This window comes from Streptomyces chartreusis NRRL 3882 (assembly GCF_900236475.1).
Classification (GTDB): domain Bacteria; phylum Actinomycetota; class Actinomycetes; order Streptomycetales; family Streptomycetaceae; genus Streptomyces; species Streptomyces chartreusis_D.
In genome coordinates this window covers 2,285,774-2,311,172 of sequence record NZ_LT963352.1, presented here as the reverse complement: position 1 = coordinate 2,311,172, position 25,399 = coordinate 2,285,774, and the positions used below count along the sequence as shown (strand labels likewise).

Annotated in this window: 24 protein-coding genes and 1 riboswitch; of the genes, 17 read left to right on the top strand and 7 right to left on the bottom strand. The window is 72.0% G+C overall.

The window, feature by feature from the left end:
- Window positions 1-186: 186 nt before the first annotated feature.
- From SCNRRL3882_RS10195 to SCNRRL3882_RS10180, 4 genes are all read left to right on the top strand, one after another.
- On the top strand, window positions 187-1,584 hold the full coding sequence (locus SCNRRL3882_RS10195) for a M16 family metallopeptidase (protein ID WP_029180831.1): 1,398 nt from the start codon (window positions 187-189) through the stop codon (window positions 1,582-1,584).
- The gene (locus SCNRRL3882_RS10190; RefSeq protein WP_010034971.1) at window positions 1,581-2,969 is read left to right on the top strand and encodes a M16 family metallopeptidase; all 1,389 of its coding nucleotides are present in this window, start codon (window positions 1,581-1,583) and stop codon (window positions 2,967-2,969) included. Before SCNRRL3882_RS10195 ends, SCNRRL3882_RS10190 begins: the two co-directional genes overlap by 4 nt.
- Before the next feature lie 192 nt (window positions 2,970-3,161).
- Window positions 3,162-3,325: riboswitch (cyclic di-AMP (ydaO/yuaA leader) on the top strand.
- A 13-nt stretch (window positions 3,326-3,338) separates the two neighbouring features.
- A complete protein-coding gene (locus SCNRRL3882_RS10185) occupies window positions 3,339-4,124 on the top strand; it encodes a M23 family metallopeptidase (RefSeq protein WP_010034974.1) in 786 nt (261 codons plus the stop codon).
- A gap of 187 nt (window positions 4,125-4,311) precedes the next feature.
- Window positions 4,312-5,007, top strand: a complete 696-nt coding sequence (locus SCNRRL3882_RS10180) for a GntR family transcriptional regulator (protein WP_010034976.1) — start codon at window positions 4,312-4,314, stop codon at window positions 5,005-5,007.
- Window positions 5,008-5,146: 139 nt separating this feature from the next.
- Here the strand turns inward: SCNRRL3882_RS10180 and SCNRRL3882_RS10175 are convergent, their stop codons facing one another.
- Window positions 5,147-5,428, bottom strand: coding sequence for an HPr family phosphocarrier protein (locus tag SCNRRL3882_RS10175; RefSeq protein WP_003993478.1), 282 nt, complete (start codon window positions 5,426-5,428; stop codon window positions 5,147-5,149).
- Window positions 5,429-5,606: 178 nt separating this feature from the next.
- Here SCNRRL3882_RS10175 and SCNRRL3882_RS10165 point away from each other — a divergent pair, with 178 nt between their 5' ends.
- The 4 genes from SCNRRL3882_RS10165 to SCNRRL3882_RS10150 are packed head-to-tail and all read left to right on the top strand — an operon-like array spanning window position 5,607 to window position 10,975.
- A complete protein-coding gene (locus tag SCNRRL3882_RS10165; protein WP_010034980.1) occupies window positions 5,607-8,432 on the top strand; it encodes a bifunctional GNAT family N-acetyltransferase/acetate--CoA ligase family protein in 2,826 nt (941 codons plus the stop codon).
- Between the two features lie 51 nt (window positions 8,433-8,483).
- A complete protein-coding gene (locus SCNRRL3882_RS10160; RefSeq protein ID WP_010034983.1) occupies window positions 8,484-9,071 on the top strand; it encodes a DUF5998 family protein in 588 nt (195 codons plus the stop codon).
- On the top strand, window positions 9,071-10,267 hold the full coding sequence (locus SCNRRL3882_RS10155) for an alkaline phosphatase family protein (RefSeq protein WP_010034986.1): 1,197 nt from the start codon (window positions 9,071-9,073) through the stop codon (window positions 10,265-10,267). Before SCNRRL3882_RS10160 ends, SCNRRL3882_RS10155 begins: the two co-directional genes overlap by 1 nt.
- Window positions 10,268-10,324: 57 nt before the next feature.
- Entirely contained in the window at window positions 10,325-10,975 is a 651-nt protein-coding gene (locus SCNRRL3882_RS10150; RefSeq protein WP_010034989.1) for a thymidine kinase, read from the top strand.
- Between the two features lie 62 nt (window positions 10,976-11,037).
- Here SCNRRL3882_RS10150 and SCNRRL3882_RS10145 read toward each other — a convergent pair whose 3' ends face one another.
- Complete coding sequence (locus tag SCNRRL3882_RS10145) at window positions 11,038-11,841, bottom strand: VOC family protein (RefSeq protein WP_029180832.1); 804 nt, start codon at window positions 11,839-11,841, stop codon at window positions 11,038-11,040.
- A 249-nt stretch (window positions 11,842-12,090) separates the two neighbouring features.
- Here SCNRRL3882_RS10145 and SCNRRL3882_RS10140 point away from each other — a divergent pair, with 249 nt between their 5' ends.
- A complete protein-coding gene (locus tag SCNRRL3882_RS10140) occupies window positions 12,091-12,942 on the top strand; it encodes a sulfurtransferase (protein ID WP_010034992.1) in 852 nt (283 codons plus the stop codon).
- Window positions 12,943-13,018: 76 nt separating this feature from the next.
- On the opposite strand, the gene sepH is transcribed toward SCNRRL3882_RS10140, so the two are convergent.
- Entirely contained in the window at window positions 13,019-14,053 is a 1,035-nt protein-coding gene (gene sepH, locus SCNRRL3882_RS10135) for a septation protein SepH (protein ID WP_010034993.1), read from the bottom strand.
- Between the two features lie 471 nt (window positions 14,054-14,524).
- Here sepH and SCNRRL3882_RS10130 point away from each other — a divergent pair, with 471 nt between their 5' ends.
- Entirely contained in the window at window positions 14,525-15,337 is an 813-nt protein-coding gene (locus tag SCNRRL3882_RS10130; protein ID WP_029180833.1) for a hypothetical protein, read from the top strand.
- Here SCNRRL3882_RS10130 and SCNRRL3882_RS10125 read toward each other — a convergent pair.
- Both SCNRRL3882_RS10125 and SCNRRL3882_RS10120 read right to left on the bottom strand, forming a co-directional pair.
- A complete protein-coding gene (locus tag SCNRRL3882_RS10125; protein WP_010034997.1) occupies window positions 15,261-16,580 on the bottom strand; it encodes a D-arabinono-1,4-lactone oxidase in 1,320 nt (439 codons plus the stop codon). The genes SCNRRL3882_RS10130 and SCNRRL3882_RS10125 overlap by 77 nt on opposite strands.
- Window positions 16,540-17,778 carry an MFS transporter gene (locus tag SCNRRL3882_RS10120; RefSeq protein WP_010035000.1) on the bottom strand — a complete coding sequence of 413 codons (1,239 nt, stop codon included), beginning with the start codon at window positions 17,776-17,778 and terminating at the stop codon, window positions 16,540-16,542. The genes SCNRRL3882_RS10125 and SCNRRL3882_RS10120 overlap by 41 nt, the downstream gene beginning before the upstream one ends.
- A 161-nt stretch (window positions 17,779-17,939) precedes the next feature.
- Between SCNRRL3882_RS10120 and SCNRRL3882_RS10115 the strand changes: the two genes are divergently transcribed.
- Window positions 17,940-19,067, top strand: coding sequence for a ferrochelatase (locus SCNRRL3882_RS10115; protein WP_010035003.1), 1,128 nt, complete (start codon window positions 17,940-17,942; stop codon window positions 19,065-19,067).
- Window positions 19,068-19,075: 8 nt separating this feature from the next.
- Window positions 19,076-19,891 carry an inositol monophosphatase family protein gene (locus SCNRRL3882_RS10110; protein WP_010035014.1) on the top strand — a complete coding sequence of 272 codons (816 nt, stop codon included), beginning with the start codon at window positions 19,076-19,078 and terminating at the stop codon, window positions 19,889-19,891.
- A 131-nt stretch (window positions 19,892-20,022) separates the two neighbouring features.
- On the opposite strand, the gene SCNRRL3882_RS41090 is transcribed toward SCNRRL3882_RS10110, so the two are convergent.
- Complete coding sequence (locus tag SCNRRL3882_RS41090; protein WP_010035018.1) at window positions 20,023-20,196, bottom strand: hypothetical protein; 174 nt, start codon at window positions 20,194-20,196, stop codon at window positions 20,023-20,025.
- A 413-nt stretch (window positions 20,197-20,609) separates the two neighbouring features.
- Here SCNRRL3882_RS41090 and SCNRRL3882_RS10105 point away from each other — a divergent pair, with 413 nt between their 5' ends.
- The 4 genes from SCNRRL3882_RS10105 to SCNRRL3882_RS10090 all read left to right on the top strand — a co-directional run bounded on the left by SCNRRL3882_RS10105 (window position 20,610) and on the right by SCNRRL3882_RS10090 (window position 24,218).
- Window positions 20,610-21,263, top strand: a complete 654-nt coding sequence (locus tag SCNRRL3882_RS10105) for a response regulator transcription factor (RefSeq protein WP_003993508.1) — start codon at window positions 20,610-20,612, stop codon at window positions 21,261-21,263.
- A gap of 2 nt (window positions 21,264-21,265) precedes the next feature.
- A complete protein-coding gene (locus SCNRRL3882_RS10100) occupies window positions 21,266-22,498 on the top strand; it encodes a sensor histidine kinase (protein ID WP_010035026.1) in 1,233 nt (410 codons plus the stop codon).
- A 405-nt stretch (window positions 22,499-22,903) separates the two neighbouring features.
- Complete coding sequence (locus SCNRRL3882_RS10095) at window positions 22,904-23,200, top strand: DUF4193 domain-containing protein (RefSeq protein WP_003993510.1); 297 nt, start codon at window positions 22,904-22,906, stop codon at window positions 23,198-23,200.
- A gap of 13 nt (window positions 23,201-23,213) precedes the next feature.
- Window positions 23,214-24,218 (top strand): hypothetical protein, encoded by a 1,005-nt coding sequence (locus tag SCNRRL3882_RS10090; RefSeq protein WP_010035028.1) that lies wholly within the window; start codon window positions 23,214-23,216, stop codon window positions 24,216-24,218.
- Window positions 24,219-24,288: 70 nt separating this feature from the next.
- On the opposite strand, the gene SCNRRL3882_RS10085 is transcribed toward SCNRRL3882_RS10090, so the two are convergent.
- A complete protein-coding gene (locus SCNRRL3882_RS10085; RefSeq protein WP_010035031.1) occupies window positions 24,289-24,747 on the bottom strand; it encodes a DUF3093 domain-containing protein in 459 nt (152 codons plus the stop codon).
- Between the two features lie 58 nt (window positions 24,748-24,805).
- Here SCNRRL3882_RS10085 and SCNRRL3882_RS10080 point away from each other — a divergent pair, with 58 nt between their 5' ends.
- Window positions 24,806-25,390, top strand: coding sequence for a PaaI family thioesterase (locus SCNRRL3882_RS10080; protein ID WP_010035034.1), 585 nt, complete (start codon window positions 24,806-24,808; stop codon window positions 25,388-25,390).
- The last annotated feature ends 9 nt before the right edge of the window (window positions 25,391-25,399 follow it).

Here is a 25,399-nt window from a genome sequence, read left to right as displayed (position 1 = left end):
GTCGTTCGCCGGCCCCGGGCCAGGCGCGCCGTCACCACCGCACACCGCCTGCGGACGCTTCCCGCTCTCGCTCTCCGCGTACGCCCCCCGGGAACTTCACCAGGGCCCCGCACGCTTGCATACAGTGGCAGGACTCGCCAGGAAAACCGCGGTTCGAGCGACCGCGCCGCGATCGAAGGGACGTACATGCCCATGGGTCACACGGCCACAGCCCAGGCAGGCTCCGGGGGCCTGACAGCGACCGAGCACCGCCTGGCCAACGGCCTGCGCGTGGTGCTCTCCGAGGACCACCTGACCCCGGTCGCGGCGGTGTGCCTCTGGTACGACGTCGGCTCGCGCCACGAAGTCAAGGGGCGTACCGGCCTGGCTCACCTTTTCGAGCACCTGATGTTCCAGGGTTCCGCCCAGGTGAAGGGCAACGGCCACTTCGAGCTCGTCCAGGGCGCGGGCGGCTCGCTGAACGGCACCACCAGCTTCGAGCGGACCAACTACTTCGAGACGATGCCCGCCCACCAGCTGGAGCTCGCCCTCTGGCTGGAGGCCGACCGCATGGGCTCCCTGCTGGCCGCCCTCGACGACGAGTCGATGGAGAACCAGCGGGACGTCGTCAAGAACGAGCGCCGCCAGCGCTACGACAACGTCCCCTACGGCACCGCCTTCGAGAAGCTGACCGCCCTCGCCTACCCGGAGGGCCACCCCTACCACCACACCCCGATCGGTTCGATGGCCGACCTGGACGCGGCCACCCTGGAGGACGCGCGCGCGTTCTTCCGCACCTACTACGCGCCGAACAACGCCGTGCTCTCCGTCGTCGGCGACATCGACCCGGAGCAGACCCTGGCCTGGGTGGAGAAGTACTTCGGCTCCATTCCCGGCCACGACGGCAAGCCCGCGCCCCGGGACGGCACGCTGCCGGAGATCATCGGCGAGCAGCTGCGCGAGGTCGTCGAGGAGGAGGTCCCGGCGCGCGCCCTGATGGCCGCCTACCGACTGCCGCACGACGGCACGCGCGCGTGCGACGCGGCCGACCTGGCCCTGACCGTCCTCGGCGGCGGCGAGTCCTCCCGCCTGTACAACCGTCTGGTGCGGCGGGACCGTACGGCCGTGGCGGCCGGCTTCGGCCTGCTGCGGCTCGCCGGGGCGCCCTCCCTGGGGTGGCTGGACGTGAAGACGTCCGGTGACGTGGAGGTCCCGGTCATCGAGTCGGCCATCGACGAGGAGCTCGCCCGGTTCGCCGATGAGGGCCCCACGGCCGAGGAGATGGAGCGCGCCCAGGCCCAGTTGGAGCGCGAGTGGCTGGACCGGCTGGGCACGGTCGCCGGCCGCGCCGACGAACTGTGCCGGTACGCCGTCCTGTTCGGCGACCCGCAGCTCGCCCTGACCGCCGTGCAGCGCGTGCTGGAGGTGACGGCCGAGGAGGTCCAGGAGGTCGCCAAGGCCCGCCTGCGGCCCGACAACCGCGCGGTGCTCGTCTACGAGCCCGTCGCCGACGAGGCGGGCGACGCGGAGACCGCCGAGGACGCCGACACCACCGAGGACACCGCAGCCGCGGCCCTGAACGAGAACGAGGAGGCGGCCAAGTGACCGAGCTCGCCACGATGGACTTCCACCCCCAGCCGCAGGCGGGCGAGGCCAAGCCGTGGGCCTTCCCGGCCCCCGAGCGCGGCACGCTCGGCAACGGCCTGACGGTCCTGCGCTGCCACCGCCCCGGCCAGCAGGTCGTCGCCGTGGAGGTGCTGCTGCACGCGCCCCTGGACGCCGAACCGGCCGGCCTCGACGGCGTGGCCACGATCATGGCCCGGGCCTTCTCCGAGGGCACCGACAAGCACTCCGCCGAGGACTTCGCCGCCGAGTTGGAGCGCGCGGGCGCCACCCTCGACGCGCACGCCGACCACCCCGGCGTCCGGCTCAGTCTGGAGGTGCCGGCCTCCCGGCTCGCCAAGGGGCTCGGCCTGATCGCCGACGCCCTCAGGGCGCCCGCGTTCGCGGACAGCGAGGTCGAGCGGCTGGTCCGCAACCGCCTCGACGAGATTCCGCACGAGCTGGCCAACCCCGCCCGCCGTGCCGCCAAGGAACTCTCCAAGGAGCTGTTCCCGGCGGACTCGCGCATGTCGCGGCCCCGCCAGGGCACCGAGGAGACGGTCGCCGCGATCGACTCCGCGGCCGTACGCGCCTTCTACGAGCGGCACGTCAGGCCCGCCACGGCCACCGCCGTGGTCGTCGGCGACCTCACCGGCATCGACCTCGACGCCCTGCTCGGCGACACGCTGGGCGCCTGGACGGGCTCGGCGGCCGAGCCGCGCCCGGTGCCGCCGGTGACCGCCGACGACACGGGCCGGGTCGTCATCGTGGACCGCCCCGGCGCCGTCCAGACGCAGCTGCTGATCGGCCGGATCGGCCCGGACCGGCACGACCGCGTGTGGCCCGCGCAGGTGCTCGGCACGTACTGCCTCGGCGGCACCCTCACCTCCCGCCTGGACCGCGTCCTGCGCGAGGAGAAGGGCTACACCTACGGGGTGCGGGCGTTCGGCCAGGTCCTCAGGTCCGCCCCGGACGGGACCGGTGCCGCGATGCTCGCCATCAGCGGCTCCGTGGACACTCCCAACACCGGCCCCGCCCTCCAGGACCTCTGGACGGTGCTGCGCACCCTCGCCGCCGAGGGGCTGACCGACGCCGAGCGGGACGTCGCCGTGCAGAACCTGGTCGGCGTGGCGCCGCTGAAGTACGAGACGGCGGCGGCCGTCGCGAGCACGCTGGCCGACCAGGTCGAGCAGCATCTGCCCGACGACTACCAGGCCACCCTGTACCGGCAGCTCGCCGCGACCGGCACCGTGGAGGCCACCGCGGCGGCCGTCAGCGCCTTCCCGGTGGACCGTCTGGTGACCGTGCTCGTCGGTGACGCGGCGCAGATCAAGGGCCCGGTCGAGGCCCTGGGCATCGGCGAAGTCTCCGTCGTGGCAGCCGAGTAGCGGCCCGCGCGCGCAGGGGCCCTGGTTGTCTTCCAAGGCACCAGGGCCCCTTTATGCCCGAATTGATATGGAGGTTGCCTGTCTGCCCTGTGGGATGCGCTACAAAAGCCGGGATCCGTTTGGGAATTGAAAGTGGCCCCGCTTAGCGTCGTCCGGGCTGTTCGTCAGGCAGTGCGCCGCACCCGCGGCACCGGACAGTCATCGCCGAGTCCCCGTACGGCGCGAGCCAGGGGAGCCGGGGACCCACCGCAGTCCCTGGGGTGAATCGGACGCCCGAGCGAGCCGCGAGGGGGTCCGTAGGAGACCTTCCTGCTCCGAACCCGTCAGCTAACCCGGTAGGCGAGAAGGAAGGAAAGGACCAGGCACTCCATGGCGTTCACCCGCGCCACCGGGAAGCATCGTCGTCCCAGCCGGATGCAGCGCGGCACGGCCCGCGCGGCGGGCGTCGCGGCCCTCGCCACCACCGGTGTCATCGGCACCGTGGCCGCCCCGGCCTTCGCCGCAGAGCCCGCCGTCGAGCAGACCGGCCTCACCCCCGTCGTCACCATGGGCGACACCGTGGCCCAGCAGATCGACGCCCAGGCCGCCGCCCAGAAGCAGGCCGCCGAGGAGGCCGCCGCCAAGAAGAAGGCCGAGGAGGCCGCCCGCGAGCGGGCCGCCGAGGCGGCCAAGGAGGCCAAGGAGGCGGCCGAGAAGGCGCGCGAGGCCAAGGAGCGCGCCGCCCGCGAGGCCGAGCGCAAGCGCCTCAACACTTTCGTGCCCCCGATCTCCGGCTCGTACGTCTCCACCGGCTACCGGGCCAGCAGCGGGCTGTGGTCCTCCGGCAGCCACACCGGCGTCGACTTCCACGCCGCCAGCGGCACTCCCGTCCACGCGGTCGGCATGGGCACGGTCGTCGAGGCCGGCTGGGGCGGCTCCTACGGCAACCAGATCGTGATCAAGATGAACGACGGCACGTACACCCAGTACGGCCACCTGTCGTCCATCAGCGTCTCGGTGGGCCAGCGGGTCACCCCCGGCCAGCAGATCGGCCTGTCCGGCGCGACCGGCAACGTCACCGGACCGCACCTGCACTTCGAGGCCCGTACCAGCCCCGAGTACGGCTCCGACATCGACCCCGTCGCCTACCTCCGCTCGCACGGTGTGAACGTCTGACGGCGTACCACTCCGCTTCCCGAGGCCCCGGCTCCCCGAGCCGGGGCTTTCGGCGTTTGTGACGCCCGGCTGTCCAAAAAATATCCATGGATTCCGGTCCCCCGTCGGAAATTCCGGCTCATTGCAATAGAGTCACGGAACACGCGTCACTCGTCGACGTTTCACGGGGATTAAACGGAGGTCGGTCATGCGTATTCCCGCGCACTCGGTGTGCACGGCCATCCGGGACGACATCGTCGCGGGTGTCTACGAGCGCGGCAGCCGGCTGACCGAGGAACTCCTCGCCCGCCGCTACGGCGTCTCGCGCGTCCCCGTCCGGGAAGCCCTGCGCACCCTGGAGGCCGAGGGTTTCGTGGTGACCCGGCGGCACGCGGGCGCGTGCGTCGCCGAACCCACCGAGCAGGAGGCCGCCGACCTGCTGGAGATGCGGCTGCTGCTGGAGCCGCTCGGCGCGGCCCGCGCCGCCCAGCGCCGCACCGAGGCCCATCTGAAGGTCCTGCGCGGGCTGGTCCGGCTCGGCCAGGAGCGCGCCCGCCGGGGCAACAGCGACGACCTGCGCTCCCTGGGCGGCTGGTTCCACGAGACGCTCGCGCAGGCCTCCGGCAGCCCCGCGCTGACCTCGATGCTCACCCAGCTCCGCCACAAGATCGCCTGGATGTACACCGTCGAGGCGCCGGCCGGGCCGGTGGAGTCCTGGACCGAGCACGGCGCGATCGTGGACGCGGTGGCGCGCGGGGACAGCGAGCGCGCGCGGGCGGTCACGGCGCTGCACACCGAGCGCGCGACGGCCGCGCACCGGTTGCGTTTCGGTTCCGCCGGGGAGCGGGCCGAGCGTGTGAGGAACTCGCAACATCCCGTAAACACGGCGAGCCTGCGGCATTAACACGGGAGCCGTATACAAAGAGCAGGAAATTCGCGGGGGATTATTTCTGCTGCCCGTCAACGGGAATTCCACGTCCCGCGAACCGGAATGGCGAAGGGCTCGCCCGATGAATTCGGGCGAGCCCTTCGGAGATGCGCACTCAGACGGTCTCGGGCAGTTCCTCGAGGCCCTCGGAGACCAGCTTCGCCAGCCGGTCCAGGGCGGCGTCCGCACCCTCGGCGTCGGAGGCGAGGACGATCTCCTCGCCGCCCTGGGCGCCGAGGCCGAGGACGGCCAGCATGGAGGCCGCGTTGACGGGGTTGCCGTCTGCCTTGGCGATCGTCACCGGGACGCCTGCGGCCGTGGCGGCTCGGACGAAGATGGAGGCGGGGCGGGCGTGGAGGCCCTCGGCCCAGCCGACGTTGACGCGGCGCTCAGCCATGTGTTGCTGCCCTTCAGTTTTCAGGGTTGTCTAGACCAGTTTCCCATACCGTGAAGCTGCGCCGGAGCGGTCCTGACGTACCGCCCCGGGGTGCCGTCGGATCGCGGCCTCGACCCGACTGACGCCCTCCACAGACTGCCTCGCGCCGCTGTCGGACGCTAGCCGTACTCTGGGGCCCATGCAGACCTCGCCGGACCGGCACGAGTATCCCGCCCACTGGGAAGCCGACGTGGTGCTGCGCGACGGTGGCACCGCGCGCATCCGGCCCATCACCGTTGATGACGCCGAGCGCCTGGTCAGCTTCTACGAGCAGGTCTCCGACGAGTCGAAGTACTACCGCTTCTTCGCGCCGTACCCTCGCCTGTCCGCCAAGGACGTCCACCGCTTCACGCACCACGACTTTGTGGACCGGGTGGGACTCGCGGCCACAGTCGGCGGCGAGTTCATCGCCACCGTACGCTACGACCGGATCGGCGCGGACGGAACGCCCGCGTCCGCACCGGCCGACGAGGCCGAGGTCGCCTTCCTGGTGCAGGACGCCCACCAGGGCCGGGGCGTCGCCTCCGCTCTCCTCGAGCACATCGCCGCCGTCGCCCGCGAACGCGGCATCCGCCGCTTCGCCGCCGAGGTGCTGCCCGCCAACAACAAGATGATCAAGGTGTTCACGGACGCCGGGTACACCCAGAAGCGCAGCTTCGAGGACGGCGTCGTCCGTCTGGAGTTCGACCTCGAACCCACCGACCGCTCCCTCGCCGTCCAGTACGCGCGCGAGCACCGTGCCGAGGCCCGGTCCGTGCAGCGACTGCTCGCGCCCGGCTCGGTCGCCGTCATCGGAGCCGGGCGCGCCCCGGGCGGCGTGGGCCGCAGCGTCCTCGGCAACATCCGCGACGCCGGGTACACCGGCCGCCTCTACGCTGTGAACAGGGCACTGCCCGAGGGACAGAAGGAACTCGACGGGGTCCCCGCCCACCGCTCGGTGCAGGACATCGACGGCCCGGTCGACCTCGCCGTCGTCGCCGTGCCGGCCGAACACGTGCCCGAGGTCGTCACCGAGTGCGGCGAACACGGCGTGCAGGGGCTGGTCGTGGTCTCCGCCGGATACGCCGAGAGCGGCAGCGAGGGGCGCGAACGCCAGCGCGCACTCGTGCGGCACGCGCGCACGTACGGCATGCGGATCATCGGGCCGAACGCCTTCGGCATCATCAACACCTCCCCGCGCGTACGGCTCAACGCCTCCCTCGCGCCCGAGACGCCGCGCCCGGGCCGGATCGGCCTGTTCGCCCAGTCCGGCGCCATCGGCATCGCCCTGCTGTCCCGGCTGCACCGGCGCGGCGGCGGCGTCACTGGCGTGACCGGCGTCTCCACCTTCGTCTCCTCCGGCAACCGGGCCGACGTCTCCGGCAACGACGTCCTCCAGTACTGGTACGAGGACCCCGACACGGACGTCGTCCTCATGTACCTGGAGTCCATCGGCAATCCCCGCAAGTTCACCCGCCTCGCCCGCCGGACGGCCGCGGCGAAGCCACTGGTCGTGGTCCAGGGCGCCCGGCACGCGGCCGCGCCCCAGGGGCACGCCGTACGGGCGACCCGGCTGCCGCACGCGACCGTCTCCGCGCTGCTGCGGCAGGCCGGCGTCATCCGGGTCGACACCATCACCGAGCTGGTGGACGCCGGACTGCTCCTCGCGCGCCAGCCGCTGCCGGCCGGGCCCCGGGTGGCGATCCTCGGCAACTCCGAGTCGCTCGGGCTGCTCACCTACGACGCGTGTCTCGCCGAGGGGCTGCGGCCGCACCCCCCGCGGGACCTGACCACGGCGGCCTCCGCCGCGGACTTCCACACGGCCCTGTCGCGGGCGCTGGCCGACGACCGGTGCGACGCGGTGGTCGTCACCGCCATACCGGCGGTGGGGGAGGGCTCGGTCGCGGACGCGGCCCTCGCCGACGCGCTGCGCTCCGCGGCGGCCGCCGCCCCGGCCAAACCGGTCCTGGTGGTGCACGTGGAGCTGGGCGGCCTGGCGGAGGCGCTGTCGGCGGCGGCGAGCACGGCACCGCAGGCCGACGCGGACAGCCCGCCACAAGCCCGGCCCGGCGCCCCCCGGACCACCCCCCGCCCGACGCCCCCGGGAGAACCTCCTGAGGGCGAGCACCTCATCCCCGCCTACCCCGCCGCCGAACGTGCCGTGCGTGCCCTCGCGCAAGCCGTCACCTACGCGCAGTGGCGGCGCGACGCCGCCGACCCCGGCAAGGTGCCCGAGTACGAGGACATCGACGAGAAGGGCGCCGCCACGCTGATCGACGGGCTCCTCGCGCGCGGGCAGGGACTCACGCTCGGCGCGGCAGAGACCTGCGACCTGCTCGGCCACTACGGCATCCACGTCCACCGCGCCCTGCCCGCCCCGACGCCCGACGCCGCCGCCGAGGCCGCCCGCACCCTCGGCTACCCCGTCGCCCTCAAGGCCACCGCCCCGCACCTGCGGCACCGCGCCGACCTGGGCGGCGTCCGCCTCGACCTCGCGGACGAGGACCAACTGCGCAGGTCATATACCGAGTTGACCGAACTGTTCGGGGCACCGGAGGAGCTGCGCCCCGTCGTGCAGCGGATGGCGCCGCGCGGCGTGGACGTCGTCGTACGGGCCGTCATCGACCCCGCCGCCGGAGCCGTGCTCTCCTTCGGGCTCGCCGGGGCCGCCTCGCAGCTGCTCGGGGACACGGCCCACCGGCTGATCCCGGTCACCGACAAGGAGGCGACCTCACTGGTGCGCTCGATCCGCACCGCACCCCTGCTGTTCGGCTGGCGCGGCTCCGCACCGGCCGACACCCGCGCCCTGGAGGAGCTGCTGCTGCGGGTGTCCCGGCTGGTCGACGACCACCCGGAGGTCGTCGCGGTCACCCTGGAGCCGGTGGTCGTCGCCTCGCACGGCCTGAGCGTCCTGGGCGCCTCCGTCCGCCTCGCGCCTCCGCCCGCCCGCGACGATCTCGGCCCGAGGACGCTCCCCGCGTACTGACAGGGGGCGAGCGGTGCCTCGCAGTCAGTGGTCCCCCGTAGGATGGGCGTCATGGCCAAGACCAGTACGACGACCCAGGGGCTGCGGGCGGCGATCGAGCGCAGCGGCTACTACCCGGCCCTCGTGGCCGAGGCGGTGGAGGCCGCCGTGGGCGGCGATCCCATCCGGTCGTACCTGGTCCACCAGGAGACGACGTTCGACCAGAACGAGGTGCGGCGGCACGTGACGGTGCTGGTCCTCACGGACCACCGCTTCATCGTCAGCCACACCGACGAACAGGCCGCCGACAGCACCTCCCCGACGCCGTACGCCACGACGTCGACGGAGTCCGTGAAGCTGAGCCGGATCTCGTCGATCGTGGTCAGCCGCGTGGTCGCCAACCCCGAGTCGTACGCGCCGGGCACCCTGCCCCGTGAGGTCGTCCTCACCATCGGCTGGGGCGCCGTCTCCCGCATCGACCTGGAGCCGGCCGCCTGCGGCGACCCCAACTGCGAGGCGGACCACGGCTACACCGGCAACTCGACGGCGGACGACCTCAGCCTGCGCGTCAGCGAGGCGGGGGACGGACCGGAGACCGTGCGCCAGGCACTCGCCTTCGCGCAGGCTCTCTCCGAGGCGACCGCGGACACCGCTCGCTGATGGCACACCCCAAGACGGCCTGGGACCAGCACCCCGACCCGCTCACCGTCACCTCCGCACCGGCCCCCGAGTACGGCAGCGGCTCCCTCGCCGACCTGCTGCCCACTCTGGCCGCCGGCCTCGGCGTGCCGGGCATGAGCGCCACGATCTCCGAGCTGACCCCCGCCGACCGGAACTGCGTGTTCCTGATCGACGGCCTCGGCTGGGAGCAGCTCAGAGCGCACCCCGAGGACGCCCCCTTCATGACGTCCCTGCTCGCCACCTCGCGCGGCGGCACCGGACGTCCGCTCACCGCCGGCTACCCGGCGACCACGGCCACCTCCCTCGCCTCCGTCGGCACCGGCCTGCCGCCCGGCGCGCATGGCCTGCCCGGCTACACCGTGCGCAACCCGGACACCGGCGAGCTGATGAACCAGCTGCGCTGGCAGCCCTGGGCCCCGCTCGCCCCCTGGCAGCCGTACCCGACGGTCTTCCAGCTGGCCCACGAGGCGGGCGTGCACGCCGCGCAGGTGTCCTCCCCGACCTTCGAGAACACCCCGCTCACCAGGGTCGCGCTCAGCGGCGGTACGTTCCTCGGGCGGCTGACCGGCGAGGACCGTATGGACCTGGCGGCCGAGCAACTGGCCGTGGGCGACCGCTCCCTGGTCTACACGTACTTCGCCGAGGTCGACGGCGCCGGCCACCGCTTCGGCGTCGACTCGGACGCCTGGCGCGGCCAGCTGATGTACGCCGACCGCCTGGTCCAGCGCCTGGCGGAGCAACTGCCGCCGCGCAGCGCCCTCTACGTCACGGCCGACCACGGCATGATCGACGTGCCGTTCGACGAGCAGCACCGCATCGACTTCGACGAGGACTGGGAGCTGAGCGCCGGAGTCGCCCTGCTGGGCGGCGAAGGCCGCGCCCGGCACGTCTACGCGGTGCCCGGCGCCGCGAACGACGTCCTGACCTGCTGGCGCGAGGTGCTCGGCGAGCAGTTCTGGGTGGCCTCACGCGACGAGGCCATCGCGGCGGGCTGGTTCGGCCCGAAGATCGACGAACGGGTGTACGGCCGTATCGGCGACGTGGTCGCCGCCGCGCGCGACGACGTCCTGCTCATCGCCTCCGAGCGGGAGCCGAAGGAGTCGGCGATGGTCGGCAACCACGGTTCGATGACCCCCGCCGAGCAGCTGGTCCCGCTGCTCGAAGTACGCTCCTGAAGCCCGGCCCCGATCTCCCACGCCTGACCTCTCTCGCCGAAAGGTGCTCAACTCGACATGCCCGAGCTGGTGTTCTTCTCCGGAACGATGGACTGCGGGAAGTCGACGCTGGCTCTCCAGATCGAGCACAACCGTTCGGCGCGCGGCCTCCAGGGCATGATCTTCTCGCGCGACGACCGTGCAGGCGAGGGCAAGCTGTCCTCGCGCCTCGGCCTGGTCACGGACGCGGTGGAGGTCGAGGACGGCCAGGACCTCTACGCCTACCTCGTCGACCACCTCTCGCAGGGCGGCCGCGCGGACTACGTGATCGCCGACGAGGCGCAGTTCCTCGCGCCGGAGCAGATCGACCAACTCGCGCGTGTGGTCGACGACCTGGGCCTCGACGTCTACGCCTTCGGCATCACGACCGACTTCCGCTCCAAGCTGTTCCCCGGCTCCCAGCGGCTGGTGGAACTGGCCGACCGGGTCGAGGTGCTCCAGGTCGAGGCCCTGTGCTGGTGTGGCGCCCGGGCCACGCACAACGCCCGCACGATAGGCGGCGTCATGGTCGTCGAGGGTGCCCAGGTGGTCGTCGGAGACGTCACCCACTCCGCCGACGAGGTCGGCTACGAGGTCCTGTGCCGCCGCCACCACAGGCGCCGCATGACCTCGGCGACGGCCCGCGCGGCGGCCCTGTCCCCGGACGTGCTGCCGGTGTCGTCCTCCTGACACCTGGCGGTGCCGTCCGACCACCCGGCGGTGCCGTTCCGACTCGCGGCCCCGACAGACCGTCAGCGCTGTCGTTGCAGCAGCGCGAACCGTGCCCCCTCCGGATCCGCCACCACCGCCACCCGGCCGTGCGCCGTGTCGTGGGCCGGCTCGAGGACGTGCCCGCCCAGATGCACAAGGTGGTCCAGGGCGTCCGCGACGTCGGCGACCTGGAAGTACGTCATCCAGTGCGGGCCCCGGTCGCGGGGCAGGGCCTGCCCCAGCCCGCGGATGCCGGCGACGGGCCCGCCCCCGAGGTGCAGGGTCACGTAGTCGAAGTCGGCGGACACCACCGGCTCCTCCTGGTAGCCGAACACCGACCGGTAGAACTTGGCGACGCTCGCCGACTCGAAGGTCAGCAGCTCGTTCCAGGCGGGCGTGCCGGCGACGCCCGAGACGGCCGTGCCGAGGTGCGCGGGAGCCTGCCAGATGCCGAAGACCGCACCCGAGGGATCGGAACCTATCGCCAGGCGGCCGGCATCGGCGGCGTCCAGCGGACCCACGCCGATCGTGCCGCCGCAGCTGCGCACCGTCTCGGCGGTCCGATCGACGTTCTCCGAGGCGAAGTAGGGGGTCCACGCGATGGGCAGATGACGGTCCGGCGGCAGTTGGCCGATGCCCGCCACCTCGTGTCCGTCGAGCAGCGCCCGTACATACGGGCCGAGTTGCTGGGGACCCGGCTGGAACTCCCAGCCGAACAGCGTTCCGTAGAACTCCTGGGTCGCGGTCGGCCCATGCACCATCAGGCTCACCCAGCAGGGCGTGCCGGGCGCGTGCCGAGCGGGTGTTGCGCCGTTCGGGCCGGCAAACTCCCGTGCGTCGGTCATCGTCACTCTCTTCTCGGCCTCGCGGTGGGCGCGCTCCGCAGCCCACGTCGGTACGCCCTGTGGGGCGACCCCTGTCCGGGAGAATGCCTGACGCGCGGGGCACCGCCCCTTGCGGCGCGCTTATCGGCACGTGTCGTTCAGCTGTACAGCATGTGCTTGTTCCCGTACAGCGTGTGACCACCCCGGTCCGGCCGAGCAGAGTAGCCGGACCAGGGCGGCTCGGCCACCCCCGTGCGCGAGGATGGAGCCATGAACGCCATCATCTCCGCATCCGACCTCGCGAGCGATCTGACGGGTGCCAACCCGCCCGTTCTGCTCGATGTCCGCTGGCAGCTCAGCGCGGCCAAGGCGACCGGTGAGCCGCCGTACGACGGCCGGGCCGCGTACCACGAAGGGCACCTTCCGGGGGCCGTCTTCGTCGACCTGGACCGGGAGTTGGCCTCGGCTCCGGGGGAGGGCGGCCGGCACCCGCTGCCCGACCTCGCGCGCTTCGGTGCCGCGATGCGCCGGGCGGGCGTGTCGTCCGGGACGCCGGTGGTCGTCTACGACGGTGGCCAGGGCTGGGCGGCGGCCCGGGCGTGGTGGCTGCTGCGCTGGACGGGTCACCCGGACGTCCGGGTCCTCGACGGCGGGTTGCCGGCCTGGGAGGGGCCCTTGGAGAAGACCGTGCCGACTCCGGCCGAGGGCGACTTCGTGCCCGAGCCGGGTGCGGTCGGCCTGCTCGACGCCGACGCCGCCGCGGCGTTGGCGCGGTCGGGGGTGCTGCTGGACGCGCGGGCGGGGGAGCGGTACCGGGGCGAGGTGGAGCCGATCGATCCGGTGGCCGGGCACATCCCGGGAGCGGTGTCGGCGCCTACCACGGAGAACGTGGGGGCGGACGGGTGCTTCCTCCCCGCCGAGGAACTGCGCGCGCGTTTCAAGGGGCTTGGTGTGACCGAGGATGCGCGGGTCGGCGTGTACTGCGGGTCGGGGGTGTCCGCGGCGCATGAGGTCCTGGCGCTGGCGGTCGCGGGAATTCCGGCGGAGCTGTACGTGGGTTCGTGGTCGGAGTGGTCCTCGGACCCGGACCGGCCGGTGGCAGTGGGACCGGATCCTCAGTAGCCCGGGATGAGAGCGAGGGCCGCGCCCGAAAGGCGCGGCCCTCGTCCTCGTGAAACCGAAACCGAAGCCGATCCGGCTACTCCTGCTTCTTGCGCCGCGTCCCGAACACGATCTCGTCCCAGCTCGGGACGGCGGCTCTGCGGCCCGGCCGGACGCCGTCGGCCTCGGCCTGGCGGTCGGTGGCCCCGATGAGCCGGTCGCGGTGGCTGCCGACGGAGCGCGGCATGAGGACGTCCGCGTAGGCGGAACCGGCCGAGGCAGCGGGGGCCGGGGGCTCCTCCGCCTCCGGTTCGGCGACGGGCTCCTCCTCGGGCTCCGGCGCCGGCCGCTCCGGGACCACCAGGTCGCCGCGGAAGCTCGGCACCGCCTCCAGCAGGCTGGTCAGCGAGTCCCGCTCACCCGTGCTCTCCTCCGCCGGCTCGGACGCCTGCGCCGGAAGGCTGGGCCGCTCCCGGTCGGCGGAACGGTCCAGCGGCCGGTCGCGCGGCAGCCGGGCGATCCGCGGGACGAACGGGAAGCTGGGCTCGGGCGCGGCCAGGTCGTCGGTCTCGCCGATGAGCATGCGCGCCTCGTCGTCCACGGCCTGGACGAGCCGTCGGGGCGGGTCGTACGTCCAGCTCGCCGAGTGCGGTTCGCCCGCCACGCGGTAGACCAGCAGGACCTCCCACGTGCCGTCGTCGCGACGCCACGAGTCCCACTGGACGGTGTCCTTCTCCGCACCGCGCAGCAGCAGCCGCTCCTGCACGGCCTCGCCCAGCGGCGGACCGGAGTTCTCGCCGGGGCGGCGGACCGGGGTCTTGCGGGCCCGCTCGGCCATGAACGCACGCTCGGCGAGCACCGGACCCTCGAAGCGGCGGACCCGGTCGACGGGGATGCCGGCCAGCTGCGCGACCTCTTCCGCGGTCGCACCGGCACGTATACGCGCCTGGATGTCGCGGGGGCGGAGGTGGCTCTCCACCTCGATTTCGATCTGGCCGAGGCGAGGACGGTCGCCGCGCACGGCGGCGCGGAGCCGTTCGTCGATCGGAAGCGTGTACTCCGTGCTGTCCGCAGCCTTCAGCACCAGCCGTGTGCCGTCATTCGAGACGGCCACGACACGCAGTTCGGGCATGGGGACCTCCCGGGTGGTGCCTGCCGACGTCACGTGCGTCGCTGCTTCCGCTAGTCGAGTGTGGCCTGCCCGGGTGCAGCCTGCCACAACCTTGCCGAGTTGCCCGGCGTGTCGGGCGCGGGCCCTGGATCGCCGTTATGGCACGGTTACCTATTCGCAACGCTAAGTGACGAACTCTGTCACCCTGTGCAACTAGCCCCCTCCCGGCGGTCCTTAAAGGCCCTGTACACCCTGACGGGAGACCGGACCCAGGGCTCGCAACAGTACTCCATTTGGGCCACGTGCGTGGATTGGCGCGCCGTCCAACTTCTGGCAAGGGGGCGGACTTGGCCGCCCGGTGCCCGCCTTTCACGATCTTGAACGTGGGGAACTGCACGTAATCGCCAGAAACGGAACCAACAGTTTCGGTCAGACGTCCCCTTCTTGTGCAGTTGAACGACCGTGTACGGGAAAGGTGGGCTAGGTCCGGGGATGCGTGAAAGACCCGATGCTGTCGGTGGAACGAGCGAACCCGAGACGGAGGGGCGCAAGCGGATCGACCTGAACGTGTCCCAGGTCGCGGGCGGCGCCCTGGCGGCGGTCCTGGCCGCCGAATTGGCCTCGTACTTCGGGGTCTACGGCACGATCCTCGGCGCCGGCGTCGTCAGCGTCGTCGCGACCTGCGGCGGCACGCTCTTCCAGCACTTCTTCAAGCGCACCGGCGAGCAGATCCGCGGCGCGACGGCCGTGGCCTCCGAACCGGCGGCCCGATCCACGGAGCAAGCGCCCCCGGCGCCCGGCGAGTTCACCGAGGGCACCGTCTACCGCGCCCGGGCCCGGGGCTGGAAGCGGCCGGTGCTCGCGGCGGCGGTCGTCTTCGGCGTCACGATGGCCGGAATCACCACCTACGAGCTGGCTTCGGGCCACAACCTCAGCGGCGGACACAGTACGACCGTCGGCGACGTCTTCACCGGCAGCGGCAAGTCCTCGCGGGACTCCGGAGGTTCGGACGGTTCCGACGACTCCGGGAGTGCCGGCGACTCGGGAGGCTCCGGCTCCCACGGTGACGGCGACGCCACGACGAGCGGCCCGCCCGGCACCGGCACTCCCGAGGGTGAGAACGCCTCCCCCTCACCCGACGAGGACGGCGGTACGGCAACCGGCCCGGCACCGTCACCGAGCACCGAGGGGAGTGAGGGTCCCGGGCACACCACCCCCAGCGCGTCGCCTACGCCCCCAGAACCCTCCGCAAGTAGTCGTTCTGGAACCGCCGATCAGGGTCGAGTCGGTCCCGCAACGCCGTGAACTCGGCGAAGCGCGGATACACCCGGGAGAAGTACTCGGCGTCCCTGGTGTGCACCTTGCCCCAGTGCGGACGTCCCTCGTGGGCGGTGAAGATCCGTTCGGCCGCGGTGAAGTACCGCTGGTAGGGCGTGCCCTGGAACATGTGGACGGCGATGTAGGCGGTGTCCCGGCCCGAGGCGGTGGACAGCGTGATGTCGTCCGCCGGGGCGGTGCGCACCTCCACGGGGAAGCTGATCTTCAGGCCGGAGCGGTCCACCATCGTCTTCAGCTCGCGCAGCGCCTCGACGACGGCCGCGCGCGGAACGGCGTACTCCATCTCCACGAAGCGCACCCGGCGCGGAGACGTGAAGACCTTGTAAGGGATGTCGGTGTAGGTCCGGGCGGACAGGGCCTTGCTGGAGATCTGGGCGATCGCGGGGATCGTGGCGGGCGCCGCGCGGCCGACCCAGTTGGCCACCTGGAAGACCCCGTTGGAGAGGAACTCGTCCTCGAACCAGCTCTGCAGCTGCGGCACCGGCTTCTCCGGGCCCGCGCTGCGGTTGTTGCGCTTGGTGTTGGTGTTCCCGGTGTGCGGGAACCAGTAGAACTCGAAGTGCTCGTTCTCGGCCCAGAGTTCCTCGAAGTCGGCGAGGACCCGGTCGAACGGCATCGGCTCCTCGCGCGCCGTGAGCAGGAAGACCGGCTCCACGGCGAACGTGATCGCGGTGACGATGCCCAGGGCGCCGAGGCCGATACGGGCGGCCGCGAAGACCTCCGGGTTCTCCTTCTCGGAGCAGGTGAGGACCGAGCCGTCGGCGGTGACCAGTTCCAGGCCCTTGATCTGGGCGGCGATCGAGCCGGAGTCACGGCCCGTGCCGTGTGTGCCGGTACTGGTCGCGCCGGAGACCGTCTGCTCCATGATGTCGCCCATGTTCGTGAGCGACAGTCCCTCCCGGGCGAGGGCCATGTTGAGTCTCTTGAGCGGGGTGCCGGCCTCCACCGTGACGGTCATGGCCTCGCGGTCAATGGCGCGTATGCCGGTCAACAGTTGAGGGCGGATCAACACACCGTCCGTCGCCGCTATGGACGTGAAGGAGTGCCCGGTGCCGACGGCCTTCACCTTCAGGCCGTCCTCGGCGGCCCGCCGCACGGCGGCGGCCAGCTCGTCGACGGAGGCCGGGGCGACCTCCCGCGCGGGACGCGCGGAGACATTGCCGCCCCAATTACGCCACGTGCCGTTCTTTCCGTTCGCTGTGCTGCTCAACGGAGCCTCCCCGACCCGTAGCCGGCCGCTTGAGCCGACGGAATCCGAGGAAACCCACCGCGACCGCGACGGCCCCGGCCACCGCCGGAACCCCGTACCCGGCACGCGCCCCGGCCGCGTCGATCACCCAGCCGGCCGCGGAGGAGCCGAGTGCGACCCCCGCCGCGAGCCCGGTGCTCACCCAGGTCATGCCCTCGGTGAGCTGCGCGCGTGGTACGTGCTCTTCGATGAGGGACATCGTCGTGATCATCGTCGGAGCGATGGACAGACCCGCAACGAACAGCGCCACGGCCAGAAACGGCAAGTTTCCGACCAGTAGGAGGGGGATCATACTCACGGCCATGGCACACACGCCCAGCAGCCACCGGCGTTCCGGCGCCCCGGCGAAGCGCAGCAGCCCGAAGACCATGCCCGCCACGCAGGAACCGGCCGCGTACAGCGCGAGGACGACGCTCGCGGCGGCCTTGTGCCCCTCCTCGTCGGCGAAGGCCACGGTGACCACGTCGACCGCCCCGAAGATCGCCCCGGTCGCCACGAACGTGGCCACCAGGACCTGAAGGCCGCGCGAGCGCATGGCCGTGCCGCCGCCGCGGTGCTCGCGCGGGTGCGGCACCGGCTCGGTGGCGCGCTGCGCGGTCAGCCAGAAGACGCCGACGGCCAGGAAACACGCGGCGAGCAGCGGACCGGCCTCCGGGAACCAGGCCGTGGACAGGCCGATGGAGATGATCGGCCCGAAGACGAAGCACACCTCGTCCACCACGGACTCGAAGGAGTACGCGGTGTGCAGCTGCGGCGTGCCCCGGTACAGGGCCGCCCAGCGGGCCCGGATCATCGCGCCTACGCTCGGCACGCAGCCGACGCCGACGCAGGCCACGAACAGCACCCAGTCCGGCCACCGGTAGTGCGCCGCGAACAGCAGGACGGCCGCCGCGGTCAGCGAGATCAGCGTCGCCGGGCGCAGTACACGCCGCTGCCCGAACTGGTCGACCAGCCGCGAGACCTGCGGCCCGGCCACCGCGGCGGACAGCGCGACGGTGGCCGACAGGGCGCCGGCGAGGCCGTACCTCCCGGTGAGCTGGGAGATCATCGTGACCACGCCGATGCCCATCATCGACACCGGGATGCGACCGAGGAAGCCCGCAGCGGAGAAACCCTTGGAGCCGGGGGCGGCGAACAGGGCGCGGTAGGGGCTGGGCAACGGGGTCTCCGAAAGGCTCAGTAAGCTGCGAACGCAGTCGACACAGATTACGCCTCGGTGTGTGCCCGACGCACCCGTCAGGGCACGCCCGGGGGCCGGCCGCCGCGCAGGTGTCACCCCGCCGTTTCCCGGCTGTCAGTGCAGGGTGGCAGGATCGACTCATGCCAGACGCGCGCGATGTCACCCCCTACGACGCCCTGCTCCTGCTCTCCTTCGGCGGCCCGGAAGGCCCGGACGACGTTGTCCCGTTCCTGGAGAACGTGACGCGTGGGCGCGGCATCCCCAAGGAGCGCCTCAAGGAAGTCGGGCAGCACTACTTCCTCTTCGGCGGGGTCAGCCCCATCAACGACCAGAACCGCGCCCTGCTGGACGCCCTGCGCAAGGACTTCGCCGACCACGGCCTGGACCTGCCCGTCTACTGGGGCAACCGCAACTGGGCGCCGTACCTGACGGACACGCTGCGCGAGATGGTCCGCGACGGCCGCCGCCGCATCCTGGTCCTCGCCACCAGCGCCTACGCCTCGTACTCGGGCTGCCGCCAGTACCGCGAGAACCTCGCCGACTCGCTCGCCACCCTGGAGGCCGAGGGGCTGGAGCTGCCGAAGGTCGACAAGCTGCGGCACTACTTCAACCACCCCGGCTTCCTCGAGCCCATGATCGACGGGGTGCTCCGGTCCCTCGCCGAGCTTCCCGAGGACGTCCGGGACGGCGCGCACCTCGCCTTCTCGACGCACTCGATCCCGACGGCCTCCGCCGACACCTCCGGGCCCGTCCAGGACCACGGCGACGGGGGCGCGTACGTCAGGCAGCACCTGGACGTGGCGAAGCTGATCGCCAACGCCGTCCGGGAGCGCACCGGCGTCGACCACCCCTGGCAGCTCGTCTACCAGTCCCGCTCCGGCGCCCCGCACATCCCGTGGCTGGAGCCCGACATCTGCGACCACCTGGAGGAGCGGCACGCGGCCGGTGTCCCGGCCGTGGTGATCGCCCCCATCGGGTTCGTCTCCGACCACATGGAGGTCCTCTACGACCTCGACACGGAGGCCAAGGCCAAGGCGGAGGAGCTGGGGCTGCCGATGCGCCGCTCGGCCACCGTCGGCGCCGACCCGAGGTTCGCCGCCGCGATCCGCGAGCTCGTCGTGGAGCGCGCCGCCGCCGAGCGCGGGCAGGAGGTCACCCCCTGCGCCCTGGGCGCCCTCGGGGCGAGCCACCACCTCTGCCCGGTCGGCTGCTGCCCGGCCCGCGCCCCCCGCCCCGCCGCCGCCGGCGCCGACAGCACCTACGCGTGAGGAGCCCCGTGACCGACCCCCTGCACAAGGATCTGCTCGCTCTCGCCCAGGAGGCCGCCCGGCGCGCGGGCGCGCTGCTGCGGGACGGACGCCCGGCCGACCTCGCCGTGGCCGCGACCAAGTCCAGCCCCATCGACGTCGTCACGGAGATGGACATCGCGGCCGAGAAGCTGATCACCGGCCTGATCGCCGAGCGCCGCCCGGACGACGGCATCCTCGGCGAGGAGGGCGCCGCCACGGAGGGCACGAGCGGCGTCCGCTGGGTCATCGACCCGCTCGACGGCACGGTCAACTACCTGTACGGGCTGCCCACCTGGTCCGTCTCCGTCGCCGCCGAGCAGGACGGCGAGACCGTCGTCGGAGTCGTCACGGCCCCGATGCGCGGCGAGACCTTCCACGCCGTGCGCGGCAGCGGTGCCTGGGCCACCGGCGCCTGGGACGGCCAGCGCAGGCTGGCCTGCCGCCCCGCGCCGCCCCTGGACCAGGCGCTGGTCTCCACGGGCTTCAACTACGTCCACGAGGTCCGCGCCCACCAGGCCGAGGTCGCCCAGCGGCTGATCCCGCTGCTGCGCGACATCCGGCGCGGCGGTTCGGCCGCGGTCGACCTGTGCGACCTGGCCGCCGGGCGCCTCGACGGCTACTACGAGCGCGGCCTGCACGCCTGGGACCTCGCGGCGGGCGACCTGATCGCCCGGGAGGCGGGCGCGCTGACCGGTGGACGCCCCGGAGAGCGCCCGTCAGGAGATCTGGCAGTCGCGGGTACCCCGGGCGTCTTCGAGCCCCTCCAGCGCCTCCTGGAGGACTTCGGCGCCTGGCACGACTGACACGGCCACACGGGCCGTGAGCCACGGGCCACACCCGGGCCGCGGGCGAGGACAGCGGCCGTACGCGAGCCCCGGAACGACGGAGCGGGCCCCGGCGCTGGATTCGCCGGGGCCCGCTCCGTACGGCCTGATCAGACGCTCGTCGCGCCGACCTCCACACCGTGCTCGGCGGCGAGACGGCGCAGGTCGTCGAGCTCGCCCTGCTCCACCTCGACGAGGAAGTCGTCGCCCTCGTCGCGAGCCCGGGACAGATCGGACTCGGTCGCCCTTATGCGCTGCAGAAGTCCTGCGGTGAATGCGTCCATGCTGCGCCCCCTCGTCCTGGGTCGTGGGTCGATGGCACGGGGGTGTGCCGTTCGGAAGGGACGATCACGTCTCCGGTGGATGCCCAGCGCCGCTCAGCTGGGCGGCGACGGTGCCGGACACCCACGCCCGCCCTGCGGCAAAGCGGGTTGATGCGCACCGCATGGTGGTGCGGTGCCAGCAGAGCGTGATCGTGGGATGTAAAGCCGTCCTCCCCAAGCTCCCTTCCGTGGAAACCTAACGAGGGGAGAAAATCTCTTATTCCGCATCGGCCCGGCCCCCTCACCCGCCTTACCGCCGACTTATGGCCGAAAAGGGCAGGATGGAGGGCAACACACCAACACACCGTCGAAGACCCCTGCCCGTCTGCGCCTGTGCGGCGCTACGCGGGTGGACATGAGGAAGGACTAGGGACGTGCGCGTACTCGTCGTCGAGGACGAGCAACTGCTCGCCGATGCGGTGGCCACCGGACTGCGCCGGGAGGCCATGGCCGTCGACGTCGTGTACGACGGTGCGGCCGCCCTGGAGCGCATCGGCGTCAACGACTACGACGTGGTCGTCCTCGACCGCGACCTCCCGCTCGTGCACGGCGACGACGTCTGCCGCAAGATCGTCGAGCTCGGCATGCCCACGCGCGTGCTGATGCTCACGGCCTCCGGCGACGTCAGCGACCGGGTGGAGGGCCTGGAGATCGGCGCCGACGACTACTTGCCCAAGCCGTTCGCCTTCAGTGAGCTCATCGCGCGCGTGCGCGCCCTGGGCCGGCGCACCAGCGTGCCCCTGCCGCCGGTCCTGGAGCGCGCCGGGATCAAGCTCGACCCCAACCGCCGCGAGGTCTTCCGCGACGGCAAGGAGGTCCAGCTCGCGCCCAAGGAGTTCGCCGTCCTGGAGGTGCTGATGCGCAGCGAGGGCGCCGTCGTCTCGGCGGAGCAGCTGCTGGAGAAGGCCTGGGACGAGAACACCGACCCCTTCACGAACGTCGTCCGCGTGACGGTCATGACCCTGCGCCGCAAGCTCGGCGAGCCGCCCGTGATCGTCACCGTCCCCGGCTCCGGCTACCGGATCTGATCGTGGCCACCACTCCCGCGCCTCCCAAGGCGCCCCCGAAGCCCACCTGGGACCCCCGGCGGCCCGCGCCGCCGCTCCCCTGGCTGCGCCCGACCATCCGCATAAGGCTCACGCTGCTCTACGGCGGCATGTTCCTGATCGCCGGCATCCTGCTGCTGTCGATCATCTACCTGCTGGCCGCGCAGGCGCTGAACGTGGGCAGCGAGCTGCCCTTCAAGATCGTCGAGGGCAAGGTCACCAGCGACATCTGCAACCTGCCCGACCAGGCCTCGCCCAGCGAGTTCAACAACGCCATGAACCACTGCGTCAACGAGCAGCGCCAGAACGCCCTGGACAACCTGCTCAGCCGCTCGCTGCTGGCGCTGCTCGGTCTGGCGGTCATCGCCTTCGCCTTCGGCTACGCCATGGCCGGCCGCGTCCTGTCGCCGCTGGGCCGGATCACCCGAACCGCGCGCGCGGTGGCGGGCTCCGACCTGTCCCGCCGGATCGAGCTGGACGGCCCGGACGACGAGCTGAAGGAGCTGGCGGACACCTTCGACGACATGCTGGAGCGGCTCCAGCGCGCCTTCACCGCCCAGCAGCGCTTCGTCGGCAACGCCTCGCACGAGCTGAGAACGCCGCTGGCGATCAACCGCACGCTCCTCGAGGTGCACCTGTCGGACCCGAACGCGCCGGTGGAGCTGCAGCAGCTGGGCAAGACGCTGCTGGCCACCAACGAGCGCAGCGAGCAGCTCGTCGAGGGCCTGCTGCTGCTCGCCCGCAGCGACAACCAGATCGTCGAGCGGGGCCCGGTGGACCTCGCGGAGGTCGCCGAGCAGGCCATCGACCAGGTGCACGGCGAGGCCGAGGCCAAGGGCGTGCGGATCCGCGGCGAGCAGAAGCCCGCGGTCGTCCAGGGCAACGGCGTGCTGCTGGAGCGGATCGCGCTGAACCTGGTGCAGAACGCCGTGCGCTACAACGTGGCCGAGGGCGGCTGGGTCGAGGTCACCACCGACGTCCAGCACGGCCAGGCGGTCCTGGTCGTCTCCAACACGGGCCCGGTCGTGCCGGCGTACGAGATCGACAACCTCTTCGAGCCGTTCCGGCGGCTGCGGACGGAGCGCACGGGCAGCGACAAGGGCGTCGGACTCGGTCTGTCCATCGTCCGGTCGGTGGCCCGGGCGCACGGCGGGCACATCTTCGCCCAGCCGCGCGAAGGAGGTGGGCTCGTGATGCGAGTCACGCTGCCCATCTGAGATCATGTCGCCGATCAACTCGGCGGCACACGGGGATGTTCGCTTTGCGCGGAATTTTCGAGATCTCACGGCACGTGCCTCGTGTGTGATCGATCACAGGGGCACCTTTCTGGCCATCTACTCTCCGTGATCATGTGTCCTGTCGGAAAGCCGGGAAAATCCCGGTTTTCGGGGGTCTTGATCACGGGAAGTACACGGTGAGACGCCTTTGTAGTGCGGCATTCGGACCGTGTACGGTCCCCATCGCCATCCAAGCCGATCACTCGTGAGGAGTCCGGTTGGGTGTCGATTGAGTAACAGACCTTGATGTGAGGCAAAATCTCCGCCTCAGGTCGGGCACAAGTCCGGCCTCTCACGCGTTACGTGCGCTGGAGACACCGCAGACACCCAGAGGGGGAGAGCGACATGGCAACCGATTACGACACTCCACGCAAGACCGACGACGACGTTGACTCGGACAGCCTCGAAGAGCTGAAGGCTCGGAGGAACGACAAGTCGGCCTCCGCAGTGGACGTCGACGAGTTCGAGGCCGCGGAAGGCCTCGAGCTGCCCGGCGCCGATCTCTCGAACGAGGAGCTGGCAGTCCGAGTGCTCCCGAAGCAGCAGGACGAGTTCACCTGCATGAGCTGCTTCCTGGTGCACCACCGCAGCCAGCTGGCCCGGGAGAAGAACGGTCAGCCGATCTGCCGCGACTGCGACTGAGGACGGGTCGGCCGTGACTGGCTCGACCCCTCCCTGGAAGCGCCGCTTCTCCCAGCGGAAAGCGGACGAAGGGCCGATCGACGGCCCGCAGCACGGCGCGCGTGACGACGAGCGAGGCTCAACCGGTACGGAGGCGGCCTCGCTCGAACCGGCAGCGGACCGGGGTGACCTCCCGGCGTCCCTGGACGTCCCCGCACCCGTCGCCCGACGACGGGCGGGGGCGATCCGGGAGAAGGCCCGGGAAGGCGCCCGCAAGGGCGGCGCACGGGCCCGTGCGGGGCTCGCGTACCTCACCGACCGGATCATCGAACTGGCGCCGCGCGTCCCCGTACGGGACCTGGCGACCCTGCGCAGGCAGTTCCCGGGCCTGGGGCCCGAAGAGCTCGCGGACAAACTCGTCGCGGGCGCGGCGAAGGCGACGGCGACGGTCGGAGCGGGCATCGGCGCGGCCGCGATGCTTCCCGTGCCGCCCGCGATGCCGACGGAACTGGCCGCCGAGGTGACCGGCGTCGCGGCGATCGAGCTGAAGCTGATCGCCGAACTCCACGAGGTCTACGGCGTACGGCCGCCCGGCAACCTCAAGCAGCGCAGCACGGCGTACCTCGACGCGTGGTCGGGGGAGCGCGGGATCGACGCGACCAAGCCGTCCACGCTGAGCACGGCCCTGAACAGCCGCATGAAGCGCGAGCTGCGCCAGCGGATCATGAAGCGGATGGTCCGCAGCATGCCGAACCTGGTGCCGTTCCTGGTGGGCGCCGCCGTCGGAGCGGCCATGAACCGCAGCGAGACGAGAAAGCTCGCCGCCCGCATCCGCGAGGACCTGCGCAAGATCCAGGTGCCCTGGGAGGCCCTGGAGGCACTCCCCGCCCTGGAACGTCCGGCGGACGCCCTGGAGATGGGCGAGGTCACCAACGACCCCCTGGGCCGCCTCGAGCAGGAAAAGCGCGAGGACGACAAGCGCGACGAAAAACGCGACAACCGCGACGGGAAACGCGACAACCGCGACGACGGTCGCTGAGGCGATGCCGAGGCGGTGCGCGTGCCGTCGGTCTGCCGTCCGCTGCCGGATGAAGCCCCGCGCAAATGTGCTACGCAGGCTTCGCGGCCCTCAGAGCCTCCGCAAGGCGCTCCGGCTCGCGCGTGGACAGGTACAGGTACGGGGTCGGGTCCTCCGGGTCCGTGACCTCCACGCGCAGGGCCGTGGGGATGTAGGCGCGCAGCAGCATGAAGGCGCGCGGGTCGGCCTTGTGGGTGCGCCAGGCGCGGGTTTCCTCCGCGTCCAGGACCTCCGCCTCGCCCAGGGCCGCCACCGGGATCTTCGCCTCGCCCGCGATCAGGGAATCGCCCACCACACGGATGCGGACCGAGCCGTACGAACTCGCGGCGACGGCCGCGACCGCCGTGCCGCCGGCCAGGCCGCCGAGCATCGGCAGCGTGCCGAACGGGAGCAGGACCAGGGCCATGGAGACCCCGACCAGGAACGAGATCAGCCACCAGGACCGGGGAGCGGTCAGGCGTTCTTCGTACGGGGCGGCGGAGAGCTGCATGGAGCCAAGCTTGACACGGTGTCCGGGAGGGGCCGACGCGCGGGTAAGGTCTCCGGCTGTGAGTCGTACTTCCACTGCTCTTCAGCCTCCGGCCGACGCCGTGCGACCGGTGCGGCACCCGGACGCCCCGGCGCCCGGTGAGCTCCTCGGCGCGCACTACGGCCAGTGTTTCGGCTGCGGCGGCGACCAGCCGCACGGGCTGCACCTGGAGGCGCGGGCCGGCGAGGGCGTGTCACTCACCGCCGAGTTCACGGTGCAGCCCGCCCACCAGGGCGCCCCGGGCCTCGCCCACGGCGGTGTGCTCACCTCGGCCCTGGACGAGACCCTGGGCTCGCTGAACTGGCTGCTGCGCACGATCGCCGTGACCGGACGGCTGGAGACCGACTTCGTGCGGCCCGTGCCCGTCGGCACCACGCTGTACCTGGAGGCGGAGGTGACGGCGGTGGCCGGGCGGAAGATCTACTCGACCGCCACCGGACGCGTCGGCGGCCCCGACGGGCCCGTCGCCGTCCGTGCCGACGCGCTCTTCATCGAGGTGAAGGTCGACCACTTCGTCGACCACGGCCGCCAGGAGGAGATCCAGGCGGCCATGAACGACCCGGACCAGGTCCGGCGCGCCCGCGCCTTCGAGGTGAACCCATGACCCCCACGA

Coding starts and splice junctions, on each gene's coding strand:
- SCNRRL3882_RS10195 (WP_029180831.1), top strand. CDS start 187: ATGCCCATGGGTCACACGGCCACAGCCCAGGCAGGCTCCGGGGGCCTG.
- SCNRRL3882_RS10185 (WP_010034974.1), top strand. CDS start 3,339: ATGGCGTTCACCCGCGCCACCGGGAAGCATCGTCGTCCCAGCCGGATG.
- SCNRRL3882_RS10180 (WP_010034976.1), top strand. CDS start 4,312: ATGCGTATTCCCGCGCACTCGGTGTGCACGGCCATCCGGGACGACATC.
- SCNRRL3882_RS10175 (WP_003993478.1), bottom strand. CDS start 5,428: ATGGCTGAGCGCCGCGTCAACGTCGGCTGGGCCGAGGGCCTCCACGCC.
- SCNRRL3882_RS10165 (WP_010034980.1), top strand. CDS start 5,607: ATGCAGACCTCGCCGGACCGGCACGAGTATCCCGCCCACTGGGAAGCC.
- SCNRRL3882_RS10160 (WP_010034983.1), top strand. CDS start 8,484: ATGGCCAAGACCAGTACGACGACCCAGGGGCTGCGGGCGGCGATCGAG.
- SCNRRL3882_RS10155 (WP_010034986.1), top strand. CDS start 9,071: ATGGCACACCCCAAGACGGCCTGGGACCAGCACCCCGACCCGCTCACC.
- SCNRRL3882_RS10150 (WP_010034989.1), top strand. CDS start 10,325: ATGCCCGAGCTGGTGTTCTTCTCCGGAACGATGGACTGCGGGAAGTCG.
- SCNRRL3882_RS10145 (WP_029180832.1), bottom strand. CDS start 11,841: ATGACCGACGCACGGGAGTTTGCCGGCCCGAACGGCGCAACACCCGCT.
- SCNRRL3882_RS10140 (WP_010034992.1), top strand. CDS start 12,091: ATGAACGCCATCATCTCCGCATCCGACCTCGCGAGCGATCTGACGGGT.
- sepH (WP_010034993.1), bottom strand. CDS start 14,053: ATGCCCGAACTGCGTGTCGTGGCCGTCTCGAATGACGGCACACGGCTG.
- SCNRRL3882_RS10130 (WP_029180833.1), top strand. CDS start 14,525: ATGCGTGAAAGACCCGATGCTGTCGGTGGAACGAGCGAACCCGAGACG.
- SCNRRL3882_RS10115 (WP_010035003.1), top strand. CDS start 17,940: ATGCCAGACGCGCGCGATGTCACCCCCTACGACGCCCTGCTCCTGCTC.
- SCNRRL3882_RS41090 (WP_010035018.1), bottom strand. CDS start 20,196: ATGGACGCATTCACCGCAGGACTTCTGCAGCGCATAAGGGCGACCGAG.
- SCNRRL3882_RS10095 (WP_003993510.1), top strand. CDS start 22,904: ATGGCAACCGATTACGACACTCCACGCAAGACCGACGACGACGTTGAC.
- SCNRRL3882_RS10085 (WP_010035031.1), bottom strand. CDS start 24,747: ATGCAGCTCTCCGCCGCCCCGTACGAAGAACGCCTGACCGCTCCCCGG.